The sequence below is a fragment of the Lysinibacillus sp. FSL K6-3209 genome, assembly GCF_037976175.1.
Taxonomy (GTDB): Bacteria; Bacillota; Bacilli; order Bacillales_A; family Planococcaceae; genus Lysinibacillus; species Lysinibacillus sphaericus_D.
The window spans coordinates 872787-886685 of record NZ_CP150264.1 but is presented as its reverse complement, the minus strand read 5'-3'; the positions used below and the strand labels follow the sequence as shown (position 1 = coordinate 886685).

Genomic DNA, 13899 nt, shown 5'->3' with positions numbered 1-13899 from the left:
TAGTAATGTTTTAATAGTAAATAAAGGGGGGTATTCGATGAACCAGCAGAAGTCTAATAAGGCCGCGTTGTATATTTTAATGTTTAATATGTTTATCGCAATGGGGAGTATTGGGATTATTATTCCTGTTATGCCAGAGTATTTAAAAATATTTGGAGCAGCAGGACAAGTTCTTGGTATGCTAATTGCAACGTTCGCCTTAGCACAATTCGTATTTTCTCCAATTGCTGGGAATCTTTCGGATCGATATGGTCGAAAAAATTTGATTATCTTTGGTCTGATTGTAACCGGCCTTGGGCAAATTTCATTTGGATTATCTACAGATGTATGGATGCTTTTTGTTGCCCGTTTCTTAGGTGGTTTAGGTTCAGCCTTTGTTGCACCGCCTATTATGGCGTTTGTGGCAGATGTCACAACGTATGAAGAACGAGGAAAAGGAATGGGCATGTTAGGTGCTGCCATGTCTCTTGGTTTTATGATTGGACCAGGTATTGGCGGGTTTCTATCGAAAGTTAGCTTGCATTTTCCATTCTTTACGGCTGGTGGAGCGGCTATTATTGCTTCTATTTTATCATTGTATTTACTGCCTTCTACAAAGCCCACTTCAGCACAGAAAGCTCAAAAACAAGAAAATCTTGCAAAACAGATGGTACGTTCAGTCAAAATGCCATACTTTGTCATGCTTATTATTATGCTAGTATTCTCGTTTGGAATCGCAAATTTCCAAACAACATTATCATTATTTGTAACAGACAAGTTTAATTACACGCCTGCCGATATTGCTATCTTGCTGACTGTAGGTGGTGCATTTGGTGTTATTGTTCAAATGTTTGTCATTACACCACTCTTTAAACGTTTTGGCGAAATGAAAGTTGTGTTAGTCAATTTATTTATTGCGGCTGTAGCAATTTATGCAATATTATTTGTATCTGGTTTTGCACTAATATTAATTGTTGCAACAATTTTCTCAACAGCCACTACACTGATTCGCCCTGCCGTTAACACGTTAATTTCTAAACTGGCCGAAAATGAACAAGGCTTTGCCGCTGGTCTTAATAATGCGTATATGAGCCTTGGCAATATGATTGGACCGGCACTAGCAGGCATTCTTTTTGATTGGAATATAAATAGCCCTTATATTTTTGGGGCAATTATTTTAATGGCCTGCTTCTTCCTAGCACTTATTTGGACATTAAAAAAGGCGCCACATCTAATGCAACCTGAATCAAAATAGAGTGAAATAACATTGACTAATATAGGTGTTAGTTATACCATTTATTAGTAATAATTGAATATCATTTTTACCACTAGGGGAGTCTTGACAAGGCTGAGACGTATATGGTCATATACGGACCCTTTGAACCTGATCTAGTTCACACTAGCGGAGGGAAGTGGCGACTCTTGCTTATTGTCATTATCACATACAAGACCGCTTCCTTTTGTTTAGAGGAAGCGGTCTTTTTGTCATTCATATGTAATTTCATGTTTTATTAATAAAGGAGGAACTACTTATGTCTATTTATAAACTAACTATCATGGCTTTATTGGTTGCTATTGCTGTAGCAGGCTCCATATTGGTCTCGATTCCAACTGGGATTGCTCGTGCCTATCCTGTACAACATGCTATTAACGTTATCGGTGCCATTTTACTAGGGCCTGTGCCTACCATTATCGTTGCTTTGTTAACAGCCATTATTCGCATACTAACAGGCACGGGCTCTCTTTTAGCGATCCCCGGAAGTGTCATCGGTGCAGCATGTGCTGCTTTTGCTTATAAATATAGCGGCAAAAAATGGCTAGCAGGAGTTGGCGAAGTATTCGGCACAGGTATCCTTGCTTCACTATTCGCTGTACCTTATGCGCAATTATTTATGGGAACATCCGTAGCTGCATTATTTTTTATGCCCGCCTTTTTCACATCTAGTTTGATTGGGGCATGTCTCGGCATTATCATCGCGAGCAGTCTTCGGAAAACTGCACCGTCTATTCTTATTACTAAGTAGCTATGTTCATACAAAAACGATGGCACATGCTTTTTTCGCAATGTGCCATCGTTCTATTAAGAGCGTTTTTTCATGCCTTTTAATAACTGCGCAACATTGGTGTTTTCCACCTGCACGGCTGTTTCTTCTATAGGCTTTCCTTTTTGTTTGCGGCTTATTATAAAGCGCCAACCAAAACGTCGAATCGTAATATCCAAGAAGAATAGCAACATCCCTGCTAATAGTAGCCATGTGGCAATATTTTGGCGCTCTGCTCCTTTGTTTGTGAATTCACGGAACACTTCTTGTGGTTCTTTCAATATTGAACCACCTGTTTGCTTTGTTAGTTGCTCTACAATGGTTTCATTCACAGGACGTAATGCATATTCCGCACTGTAAGGTACACTAAGACCTGCTTGGTAAATGGCCCGCTCTTCATCAGCGATGCGGAAAAAAATCAAACCTGGCTTCGCTTGGACAACTGCACGTACTTGCGAGGCAGATAGCGTTTCAAGCTGTATATCAAGCTCCTCACCAGCTTCATCGACAGCAACAATGTCTAAAAATGCTGCTTCATTTGTCGGATCGGTAATCATAAATGAACCATCTGTATCAAGACGTACATCATAGGCCACATCATTATAACTTGGTAGCATTTGCGATATAATGGTTTGCCAAAATGTTCCCCATTCCTGCCATCTTGCCCAGTCACCAGCCCATTTCCCTGTTGAATCGGATGTGAAAGCAAAAGTTTTACCAAGTCCGTATTGCCATTGTGCTAATACCGGGTCTTCTTTCTCACTTTCTGCTATAACAGCGGCTCCCTGCTTCGCTGTTGTACCAATGTAGGCATTCATTTGTGGTACACCATTCGCAAATAATGCATTCCAGCCTGATGCATTGTAGATTGTCGGATAGAAAGGATTGTCTTCTATATACGTACGTGAAATCATTGCTGTCTCACGTGATAAAATCGAAGGAATTGTCTGTTCATCGATGACATCATAGAAACGACCACTGCCCATTTCACTTAACGATTGTAGTAGATTGCCATCAGCATCTTGTCCAATCGCCACGGTTGACAGTGTAATTCCTTGTTCTTTCCCCGTTTCAATTAAATCCTCATAATTGCCAGCTTGTGATTGTCCATCTGTAAGTAAAATAATATGTTTCCTTTGCAACTTTAAATCAGCTAAACTATCATAGGCTGCAGCCAATGAACTATAAATTTCCGTACCTCCACCAGGAGTAACCGATAAAATCGTATCGACGGCTTCTTCTTTATTGCCTAATGGTCCAGTTTCGATGATTTCCCAAGGGCGATCATCAAAGGCGATAAATCCTAGCGTATCTTCATCTCGTAGCATTTCAACGGATCGAGCCGCCGCTTCTTTGGCAAGCTCTAGCTTAGAGCCATACATACTTCCTGAACGGTCGAGTACAATGACAAGCCCTAAAGATGGCAATTGTTCTTTGCCTTTTATCTCCATCTCAACAGGTAATAATGTTTCAATCGGTGTTTTAAAATAACCACCCAAGCCGAAGCTATTTTCACCGCCGACCATCGTAAAGCCAACACCAAAGTTTTTGACTGCCTGTTCAATAACGCTCATCTTCGCCTCTCCAACTAAGTGTCCAGGTACATTATCAAAAATAATCGCGTTATATTGCAAATAGCTAGACAGTTCATTTGGTAAGCTTGCTGCATCCACAACATCATAGGAAATAGAATTCGGTCCTAGAGCTGCAGCAATTGGTGATGTCGTATCGTAACCATTGACAATAAGTAAATGCGGCTCGCTTTGTACCATCGTCACACTTGTTAATTTATTATTTTCAAAAATGGCATCCTGTCCAACTTGCACGAGCGCCTCATATTTCACAAGCCCCTCTGCAGTTGCTGTATGTTTATAAGTAAAAACATTGGCACCTTGAGCAAGTTCCACCGACTCACGATGAATAAGTTTGTCATTTTCATACAGTAATAATTCACCTTGCCCTGCCGCTGTGGCATTGACTTCCGTCACAAGCTGTTGCTGTTCACCTACGTAAGCTATTTGTGGGGTAACAAAGCTTTTCAATGATACATCATTCGTCACACTTTGATGGAACGGCACGACATCTACACTAATATTGGAGCCTTTTAGCTTCGTGGCAAATTCTAACGCATTGCCTTGTGTTTCATTGGCATCTGTTAGTAATACAAGTCTAGTTGCCTTTTTCGGATCAACAATACCTGTTGCAAGCTGAAGACTTTGCTCTATATTTGTTTGGTCTGTTCCCTTAACCTCAGTAAATTTCGGAACATCTTTTAAGGATTTTGATAAAATCGCTTCCGTTTGGAGAGTTGATGAAAATGAGTAAATCCCTGCAAGTTGATCTTCCTTTTTCGATTTCAAACTTTCCTCTATAAAACTAACGATTTCTGCCTCTGTACGATTCATCGAAGCAGAGCGGTCAACTAAATATAAAACTTGCTCGTCCTTTACTGGTAATAACAGATAAGGTGCTGCCAATGCAAAGACTAAACAGACGATGGCTATTACTCGAATGCCCAGTACGACTAGATGACTTTTTTTCAGGTGTATGCGCTCTCGCCAATAAGTCCATCCAAAATACATAAACAATGGCAGTAATAACAATAACGCTAATGGCGTATCAATTCGTAAATCCACGACGTCGTTGCACCTCCCACTCTGCGACAAGCAAACTTAAAATAATGAGTATTAGCCAAGGTACAAATGAAGCTTTCGAAACTTCTTCCTTGCCATTTTGCTGAAGTTCTCCAAGCGTATAGCTTGTTCCTTCTTCTATTACACGTTCCTGTGCTTGTAGTTGCACGATAAGACGCTTTTCCTCACTGTTTGAACGAGCTGTATACATACCTGGCTTCATTGGAGCAGTTAGTAAGCCATTTGTAATAGTCGATAAAAATTCATCTTCCTGAGAATAAACACTCCAATCTCCCTGTGATAACGCGACTGAACGTTGCTCATTTGGTGCAAAAATCCCAAGGGAGCCTACCGATTCAGATAATTGCTGTTCCACACTCCATAAAAATAACGGAAACGATGGATAGAGTGGCCAATCTGTATCTGCAATATCAGCAAGGACGATAATATCTCCTTCAGGTGTTCGTTGGATAAATGGTTTTTCCCCAACTGTGGCGATTGTTTTATAATCATCAAATGAAGGATATAAAGCACTGACATAAATATCATTTAACTCACTAAATGCAAATAAAGCATCGCTCGTTGTTTTTATTTCACCCTTTACGTCTACTTTTTCAATATCATCCCGTCCAAATAATACAATGGGTCTCTCCATCTTTTGGAGTAATGATGTTTGGTTCGTTACAATGGTAGCTCCTTGATTATCCGCCAGCTGCAAGGGCGGTACAATTTTTACGTTGCCATTAATAGCTTGAAACCCTTTTTGAATAAGCTGATGCATGTTTTGATCGACTACAATATTCGATGTAGCCGTTTGTAACACGACTGATTGGATATTATCAATCACATAATCATCTTTGACATCAATTTTAGCAGTCACCGTATCCATTAATGGTAAATCTTTAAATGATTTAGACATTGTTTCGTTTGCTGCCAAAGAAATAGGCTCGTCTATTAGTACATCGCCTTTACTATTTTGTAGTGTAAGTGTTAGCTTTTGCTCTTTATCGGTATCATTTTGAAGCTGCACTAATGCCATCGTAGATTTACCATCTGTCGTCGCAGCAAAACGCGTAATAGCAACATTCGTTAAATCTTTTGCAGAACCGTGTACAAGCCATTTCACAGATTCCTTTTCCATCGGTAATTGCTTTTTATCAAGTGCATCTGTGAAAACATAAATTGACGTTGGACTATCACCAACAAAAGCTTGTGCCACATCAAGCGCTTTATTGATTTGGGCAGTTTCATATGTTACATGTAAATCTTGTATAGTTTGTTCAATCGTTTTTACATTTGTTTCTTGCTGTAACACTGCTTGTGGAGAATTGCCAGTTGTAATTAATGTAACAGGTCGACCGTCAAGTTGTTCTACCAATGATTGCATTTCTTTTTTATGGGCATCGAATGTAGATTGCTCTTTCCCTGCTAGCATTGTAGCTGATGTATCCACGATAAAAATTGTCTGAGCACCCACAATCGTACTTTTTTTCATATATGGGTTGATAAGTGCTAACACTAATAAAAGTAATGCCAGCAATTGCAAATACAGTAACGCATTTTTTTGTAAATGCTTTAAATATGGAGAAACTCTTGTTTCTTGCATAATTTCTGACCAAAAAAGTGTTGATGACACAGGTTGATCCGTATATTTTTTTCGAAAGAAATAATAGAGCAGGACAATGACCGGGAAGATGGCCGTCCAGCTAAAAATAATTTGACTAAAGCCCAAAACGGCTCACCTCACCTAATCCAATGTGCTTTTAGTAATTGTTGAAAGATTGCATGTTGCAAACCGTCTTCTACCTTAAGCTGCAGTTTACGCACAGCAAAACGACGGCAAATGGCTTCAAACTCTTCTTCATGGAGGCGACGCCTTGTGTCATACGTATCTAGTACTTTTGATGACATCGTGACATTGACATCACGCCCTGTTTCACTATCCACTAAACGAACATCTCCCGCATATTGCGGATGAAGTTCTTCTTCTGTGACAACTTGTATAATGCGGACATCTCCTGCAAAACGAGGCAATCTTTTCAATAACTGTTCCCATTCTTCGATCGGTTCAAGCCCATCTGTTACGATAAATAACACTGTGCTATCTTTTGGTATAGCCTTTAATGCCCCTTGAGAAAAGCTTGCTGTATAGTTGGCTTCTTCTATATCGGTAACAACTTGCAAAAATGCGCGACGATACATAGCCCCTTTACGACGAAATGGAGGTTTCACGTCATCTTGCACATAAGAAAATGATAAGCGATCATCACGACCAAGTACCATTAAACCAAGTGATGCAACGATTTGCCGAGCAAATGTCCATTTGACTTGCTCACCCATTGATTTTGTTGCATCCAATAAAATATGCACCCGCATTTCTTGTTCATCTAAAAAACGTTTAATAAAATATTTATCGGTTCTCGCATAGACGTTCCAATCTACTTGTCGCACATCATCACCTAAATGATATTCCCGAAAATCAGAGAAATCTAGGGATGCCCCGAAGCGCTGCGAACGATGCGAGCCTTTATGCTGGCCACGCAATTTGGAGGCAGTCGCCACTTGGAAACGACTTATTTTCGCTAACCAATCCTCGGGCAAAATATTTTTTGTCATCGACTTACGCCTTGTTGGACTTTCTCTAAAATAACATCTATCACATCATCTGCTGTCTTACCTGAAGCCTCCCCTTCATAATTCAGCAGCATTCGGTGACGTAAGACGGGCTTCGCCACTGACTTAATATCCCCAACAGATACATGAAAACGTCCACTCATCAGTGCTCTAGCTTTTGCCAATTTAATCAAGCTTTGTAAGCCACGCGGACCGCTACCATACATCACATAGCGCTTTACTTCATCTATAGCCTCTTCTTTTTCAGGATGTGTTGCCACTACAAGGTCTGCTGCAAACTCAAGCATCTCATCAGCAATTAGTACTTCCTTCACCATTTGTTGTGCCAAAATTAATTCATCAGTATCCAACACTTTTTGCAAGCTGACTTCGTGCGCACCTGTTGTACGTTTCATAATTTCCATTAGTTCATTTTTCTCTGGATATGGGACGAGAATTTTGCACAGGAAACGGTCCATTTGCGCTTCTGGTAAAGGATATGTACCCTCCATTTCAATTGGGTTTTGTGTTGCCAAGACGAAAAATGGTTTTGCCATTTTCTTCGTATCTCCTAAAATCGTTACCGTTTTTTCCCCCATCGCTTCAAGCAACGCACTTTGCGTTTTAGGTGTAGCACGGTTAATTTCATCTGCTAAAACCATTTGACTAAAAATTGGTCCTGGCTGGAATGTAAACTGCTGCCTTCCATCTGCTGTTCGCTCAATCATACTTGTTCCTGTAATATCTGCGGGCATTAAATCTGGGGTAAATTGAATACGTGAGAACGATAAATCTAGCACTTCAGAGATAGTCCGAATAAGCATTGTTTTCCCTAAACCAGGAAGCCCCTCTAACAGTGCATGACCATCTGCAAGGACTGCATATAATGTGTAATCAATTGCTTCCTCTTGTCCAACAATAAAGCGATGAATTTCATCTTTAACTTGTTGTAATTTCGTACCCGTTTCGACATATTGTTGTTCTGTAAATGCCATTTTTTCTCCTCCTACTGCGACTCAATTGTCGTGAAATAAGATTGCACGACGTTTTGTAAATCTTTCGGCAATTGTAAACGCTGTGAGCTTTCTAAATAGCTATCTTTATAGGAGCCAATCACTTCATCATACGGTCTAATGGTACCTTTTGTAATCGGTCCATTGCCTTGTTGCTCGGAAACATGCGAACCGTCTCCTAATTGCCCACTATCGACAGTCGTTTCGCTAGAACCGCCAAGCCTTGGTGTAGTCAATAAATCTCGGCTTCCTTGACCACTCCCCGCACCCTTTCCTTGACCAGAACCACTTCCTTGTCCTTGACCTTGACCTTGTCCTTGTCCTTGTCCTTGTCCTTGACCCTGTCCTTGACCTTGACCCTGTCCTTGTCCTTGTCCTGATTGATTTCCTTGTGACTGGCCATTACCAGTAGCTTGCTGGGAATTGTTTTGACCTTGTTGGTTACTAGGTTGTGCGTTTCCAGAAGATTGTTGATTCGAATTTGCACTGTTTTGCTGATTATTATTTGTGCTATTTGCACTTGCAATGGCATTTTGTAATGTATTACTTGCTGGTTTTCCTAAGTTGCTCATCGCTGTTTGTGTTGTATTTGCACTTTGTGTAAGCTGTTGCTGCATTTGTGCAAGCTCTTTCAACTGTTCGAGTTCCTCTTGTGATAAAGCGTTTTTATCGCCAGCACCATCTTTACTCGCTGTCTGCTTATCTTTTAACTGCTGTTCTTTTAAAGCTAATTCCTTCTGCTTTTTCACGACTTCACGTAATGCTTCTTCCGCTGTTTGCGTTTCTTTTAACGTATTTTGTAATTCTTTTAGCTGCTCTTTCACTTCTTTTGTCTCAGCTTTTTTTTCTAACTTCGCCACTTCTTTTTTTATGTCCTCAATCACAGCCTTTTCTTTTTCCACTTCAATCGCTTCAATTTGCGTTGCCGCTGGGAACATATAAAGAATTGCTAAAACAATAGCTGTGGCAAAAAGGCCGATAAATGCTTTAGGTCGAAACAAATTTTTCTTTCTTGCTTTAAACTGAGCAAATGCTTGCTCTGACTTTTTAATCGCTTTCGCAAGTAAAGATTGGATCAGTGGATCTTCGTCGTTTTTAAAAGACAGTGCCGTTACAAGTTCATTATGTGAAAAATAATAGTCGAGTGCATACAATGCTTCCTTTTCATTGACACGTCGCCACCACATCATTATGGCTGTAGCAAGTAGGCCAACTATAAAGACAACTAGAGCAATCTGACGATAATAAGGCCAAACAAATAATCTTGATACTAGGACAAGGGAAGCACTCGAAAGCAATGCTAAAAACAACCCGTATTGTGCAATAGGAAGGCTTCTCTCAAAAGTTAAACTGTGTTGTGCACGCTGAATATATTTTCGTAATTGCTTCCGACGCTCCATGCTGTTTCCTCCTCATCGATTACTTTTCATATTGGCACGCAATTTCTTAATTGCAATGGTTAAACTTAACACAATAATCAAAACATAAATTAGTAAGTAGGTTATCCATACCGGTATATCAATGCCACTTAGCTCTGCTAAAGCATCTCCCATAGAGGGTGAAATAAGCGTAAGCATTAATGCACCTGGATTAATCGAAGCCCAGAAGTACGTCATAAAGGACGAGCTTGTGGCAATCGTATTGCCCATTTGATGGAATGCCATTGATAGGAAGAAGAAAAATGCTGTAATTCCTCCTAAGAAAATGATGGAACCATAAGTAGCAATCATAGCAACAATCGTTTTCTTCGTAATTGTTGAAAACATAACCCCAACGCTACCGATTGCAACAACTGTTAATAGGTAAAATAAAAAGATTGAAATTAGTTGGGAAGGTGATACCCCACCAAATAGAAAGACTAAACTATACAATGGTAGCCCTGCGACTAACATCAATACTAAAAATGCTACCGAAGATAATAATTTCCCAATAATAATTTGTGTCGAGCTTTGTGTTGTTGTTAATAAAATATTTAACGTTTGCTTTTCTCGTTCACTACTAATTGCCCCAGCAGTTAAACTCGGAGTAATGAAAAGAACGAGTGCCATTTGCAATATTGTTAGTACGGCAAACATCATAAAACTTGTATCAGGTCTAAAAAACCCTTTGCCCGTAAATTCTGTTGTCAGCAGTAAGAAACCTGCAATAAAAATACAAATTACCGCTAAATAAAACATTAAACCAGAAAAACTTTTAAAAGAACGGAAGCGTAACTTCAATTCTTTTACAAGGACGGGATTATAAAATCTTTCCATCATTGACTGTCCGCTCCCTTCGTAATCGCCATAAAGACATCCTCTAAATCTTTTTCTTCCTCGCTCAATGCATAAATTGGTAAATCTGCAAGCATCGCTTTTTTCAGTAGTACTATTTGTTCCTGATCTGAACCGCGATAGTTAAAAGCAATTTCTAAACGATTGTCCATGACATCTATTGAAGAAATTAATGGATCTTCCTCTAAAAATGTGCGTACCTCTTGTAAACGATCCGATACTTTGATAACTATTCGCTTTTCACCTTGTAGCTGAGCTTGAATGGAAGCAACATTGCCATGTGCAATCAATTTCCCATTATCAATAACGCCGATTTCATCACACATTTCCGCTAGCTCTGGCAAAATATGCGAGGAGATTAAAATGGTTTTCCCCATGGATTTTAAATTCCTTAAAATATCTCGCATTTCTACTCGCGCGCGTGGATCTAGGCCTGAAGCAGGTTCATCCAAAATTAAGACCTTTGGATCATGGATAAGAGCTCGTGCTAAACAAAGGCGTTGCTTCATCCCACGCGATAGTAAATCTACATATTCAAAACGTTTATTCGTTAAATTAACTAGCTCTAGTAACTGCGGTATAAGCACTTTGCGCTCCTGCGCGACAATGCCATAGCTCGCCCCATAAAAATCTAAGTACTCATCTACTTTAAGTTGATCGTACACACCAAAGAAATCTGGCATATAGCCGATTTGTTTCCGAACTTCCTTCGGTTCCTTAATCACACTTTTTCCATTGATCAATGCATCGCCTGAAGTTGGGGATAGCAATGTAGCTAAAATCGAAAACGTTGTCGATTTCCCGGCACCATTAGCCCCTACAAAGCCAAATACTACACCTTCCTCCAGTGACAGATTTAAATGATCTAGTGCTGTGAAAGAGCCGTATTTTTTTGTTAAATCGCGAATCTCAATCATTACTTCGCCACTCCTTTCAGCTCTATTTCAGGTAACTTTGTCTGCTCGCCTGTTTGATCTGGTCCAAATTTAATCTCCAACAGCAGCTTACCCTTATCATCGAAATATTGCGTAATATCATTTGAAAATACCTGCTTCGTATCAACCAATGGTTCATAGTTGCCCGTTTTGTTATTCCAAATAGATAACTGCATTCGTTGAACATCTTTATTCGAAATTGTAAGTTCATCTAAGGTTTGAACAAAGTCCATAAAATGGTCTGGCATCTCTATCGACAATTCATATAAACCTTCTGACATGTACCAAGTATTTAATTGCTCATCCATTTTATCGAAAGTGGCATTTGGCGATTGTGCGCTCAAATTATATGAAAAGTTATTACGTTTTAACGTAAATGGACCTGACATTTCAACTTTTCCATCGAATGGCTGTACGAAGTAAGAAATAGGTGACATGTTGACACTTGTTTCAAGTTCTACTCCTACAATTGCTTGCTCTGCCCAAGCTGTAATGACAGGTTGTTTCTCACTTTCTACTAATAGCAGGGCTTGCGACTTCATACGCTCAATACGTAATGGGTCAACTTCTTCCTTCGTCTTTGGATAGTTATAATTATAATTATTAAAGTGTGTTGGCTTTTGAAGAACTGTTGTTTTCAGCTCTTTGTCCACCTTCAGTGTAGCATTCGGTTCAATATCACCAAGTTTCACTTCTTTTGTACCCGATATAATCGTGACATCCTTCAAAGCAAACGGGAAATTATTTTTTACTGTCCCAGACAATTTTTCATTTTTCAATGTAATATCAATATCCATTTTGCCAATCTTTTGAGCGGCTGTTTTCCCCCCAAAAGATTGGACAGACCAATAACTTAAATCGCGTAAAGTTAATGCGGATCCATTGGCATGTTCCTTAATATACGACGATTCATGTAACGCGCCCATTGAACCAGTAAGATTATAATTATTGCGGAACGCTACTGCAGTCGTATCTTTATCAGCATTGACAACAAAATCACCACTGCGATTTGTTAAAATTGATTCTACATAATAACCATTCACGCTACTGTCTTCATTTACTTTAAAGAATGCTGATTGTTGAACTTGTGGCTGCACAATACGATCTTTTGCGCCGAAAACAAATAGTATAATTGACAGTACCACTGAAATCGTAGGAATAACCCACCATGCATGCTCTCGTTTATCCACTCTCTTTAAAACAAAGTAAAGGATTGGACCAATTACTAAAATATAAAGAATAATTACGATAAGCATATAGCTAACGGACACTTCGAATGATGGGAATAACTCGTTAATACTACCTAACTCGCTAGAAAGCTGATCCATTGTAGATTGACCTTGCATCCCTGTTTGCTGAGACATTGTTTGAAGGTCGAACATTTTCGCTGTTAAGGCCGCATAGCCGTCCATAGATGCTAATGGCTGGTCTCCTAATGAAAAAGTTGTTTGGACAATTTCTCCACTACCAACCTTTTTCTTAGCAGCTAGAATATTAGTATTGTCTTTTAAAACAGGGATACTGCCTTCATTTTCAGTTGCTGTATAGACAGAAATTGCTTGTGTGAAAATACCGCCTCCCGATAATTTCGTTAAACTATCTGCTGATACAGTCGTCATTTGTTGGGATAATGTAAGTGGCAAGTATTCTTTAAAAATGCCTGCAGTTGCATTGATTTGTTCAGAACTGCCAAGCAATAAAGTACCGCCATCTTGCACCCATTTTAATAATGCTTCCTGCTGTTTTTGCGTTAAATCAGCTATCGCAACCTCATCGACTGCAATAATATTTGCCATTGCATAGCCTTGTGCAACCTCAGGTAATGTGTAGTCTTTTAATTGATTTAAGTTAAATACTTCTACACTATTGGATGGAAAAAGTTGCGGTAACTTTAAATAGGCAGATAAACGGTCGCTTTTCTCTGTTAACGTATATATAAATGTTGAATTTGGCTCTGAAAAATTAGCCTGCAACCGCTTTGTTCCTTTATAAGCAACTTTTTTTCCTTTTTCAATGTTGCCCTCATAAAAGGCAAACACATCACCATCGGAATAACCGTAATCAGCTAAGCCGTCCAAATAAAGTGTAACTGTTTTTTCCTCACCAGCTGCTATATCTATAGGCACAACTAGTGCTGATCCTGCTTGAAAAGAATTAAAGGCATTAATCGCCATATCTCCTGAAAAATCAGGTCCATTATTTTTTACAGTTACTTGCAAAGGCGTAACTGATTGATATTTCGCCTTTCCTGCAATGCCTGTCTTAGCTTGTACCTCTAAAGTAGGTGCGGCGCTCGCCTCAGAAATAGGCAGAGCGTAGCTCATAACAAGCATTAATAATACTATTAGTGCTGTAATATTTAATTTCTTCAAAAACTCAACCCCTTTTCCTTTGCTTTTAGATGATTACAT

Annotated in this window: 10 protein-coding genes and 1 riboswitch; of the genes, 2 read left to right on the top strand and 8 right to left on the bottom strand. The window is 39.4% G+C overall.

The window, feature by feature from the left end:
• Positions 1 to 37 precede the first annotated feature (37 nt).
• A complete protein-coding gene (locus MHH88_RS04170) occupies positions 38 to 1234 on the top strand; it encodes an MFS transporter (RefSeq protein ID WP_339261666.1) in 1197 nt (398 codons plus the stop codon).
• A 65-nt stretch (positions 1235 to 1299) separates the two neighbouring features.
• A riboswitch (TPP riboswitch) is annotated at positions 1300 to 1407 on the top strand.
• Positions 1408 to 1511: 104 nt separating this feature from the next.
• Positions 1512 to 2003 carry an energy coupling factor transporter S component ThiW gene (thiW, locus tag MHH88_RS04165; RefSeq protein WP_339261665.1) on the top strand — a complete coding sequence of 164 codons (492 nt, stop codon included), beginning with the start codon at positions 1512 to 1514 and terminating at the stop codon, positions 2001 to 2003.
• Positions 2004 to 2059: 56 nt separating this feature from the next.
• On the opposite strand, the gene MHH88_RS04160 is transcribed toward thiW, so the two are convergent.
• From MHH88_RS04160 to MHH88_RS04125, 8 genes are read right to left on the bottom strand one after another with little or no spacing between them, the layout of a single operon-like run.
• A complete protein-coding gene (locus tag MHH88_RS04160; protein WP_339261664.1) occupies positions 2060 to 4657 on the bottom strand; it encodes a VWA domain-containing protein in 2598 nt (865 codons plus the stop codon).
• Complete coding sequence (locus MHH88_RS04155; RefSeq protein WP_339261663.1) at positions 4641 to 6386, bottom strand: VWA domain-containing protein; 1746 nt, start codon at positions 6384 to 6386, stop codon at positions 4641 to 4643. Before MHH88_RS04155 ends, MHH88_RS04160 begins: the two co-directional genes overlap by 17 nt.
• Before the next feature lie 11 nt (positions 6387 to 6397).
• Entirely contained in the window at positions 6398 to 7270 is an 873-nt protein-coding gene (locus MHH88_RS04150; RefSeq protein WP_069510399.1) for a DUF58 domain-containing protein, read from the bottom strand.
• Positions 7267 to 8262, bottom strand: coding sequence for a MoxR family ATPase (locus MHH88_RS04145; RefSeq protein ID WP_103977350.1), 996 nt, complete (start codon positions 8260 to 8262; stop codon positions 7267 to 7269). Before MHH88_RS04145 ends, MHH88_RS04150 begins: the two co-directional genes overlap by 4 nt.
• A gap of 11 nt (positions 8263 to 8273) precedes the next feature.
• Positions 8274 to 9680, bottom strand: a complete 1407-nt coding sequence (locus MHH88_RS04140; RefSeq protein WP_339261662.1) for a hypothetical protein — start codon at positions 9678 to 9680, stop codon at positions 8274 to 8276.
• A 12-nt stretch (positions 9681 to 9692) separates the two neighbouring features.
• Positions 9693 to 10538: an ABC transporter permease gene (locus MHH88_RS04135; RefSeq protein ID WP_024362235.1), complete on the bottom strand. Its 846-nt coding sequence runs from the start codon at positions 10536 to 10538 to the stop codon at positions 9693 to 9695.
• The gene (locus MHH88_RS04130) at positions 10535 to 11470 is read right to left on the bottom strand and encodes an ABC transporter ATP-binding protein (RefSeq protein ID WP_069510407.1); all 936 of its coding nucleotides are present in this window, start codon (positions 11468 to 11470) and stop codon (positions 10535 to 10537) included. Before MHH88_RS04130 ends, MHH88_RS04135 begins: the two co-directional genes overlap by 4 nt.
• Complete coding sequence (locus MHH88_RS04125) at positions 11470 to 13860, bottom strand: hypothetical protein (RefSeq protein ID WP_339261661.1); 2391 nt, start codon at positions 13858 to 13860, stop codon at positions 11470 to 11472. Before MHH88_RS04125 ends, MHH88_RS04130 begins: the two co-directional genes overlap by 1 nt.
• Positions 13861 to 13899: the final 39 nt, after the last annotated feature.

Excerpts from the sequence above, each read along its gene's own strand:
- MHH88_RS04170 (WP_339261666.1), top strand. The coding sequence starts at position 38 with ATGAACCAGCAGAAGTCTAATAAGGCCGCGTTGTATATTTTAATGTTT.
- thiW (WP_339261665.1), top strand. The coding sequence starts at position 1,512 with ATGTCTATTTATAAACTAACTATCATGGCTTTATTGGTTGCTATTGCT.
- MHH88_RS04150 (WP_069510399.1), bottom strand. The coding sequence starts at position 7,270 with ATGACAAAAAATATTTTGCCCGAGGATTGGTTAGCGAAAATAAGTCGT.
- MHH88_RS04145 (WP_103977350.1), bottom strand. The coding sequence starts at position 8,262 with ATGGCATTTACAGAACAACAATATGTCGAAACGGGTACGAAATTACAA.
- MHH88_RS04140 (WP_339261662.1), bottom strand. The coding sequence starts at position 9,680 with ATGGAGCGTCGGAAGCAATTACGAAAATATATTCAGCGTGCACAACAC.
- MHH88_RS04135 (WP_024362235.1), bottom strand. The coding sequence starts at position 10,538 with ATGATGGAAAGATTTTATAATCCCGTCCTTGTAAAAGAATTGAAGTTA.
- MHH88_RS04130 (WP_069510407.1), bottom strand. The coding sequence starts at position 11,470 with ATGATTGAGATTCGCGATTTAACAAAAAAATACGGCTCTTTCACAGCA.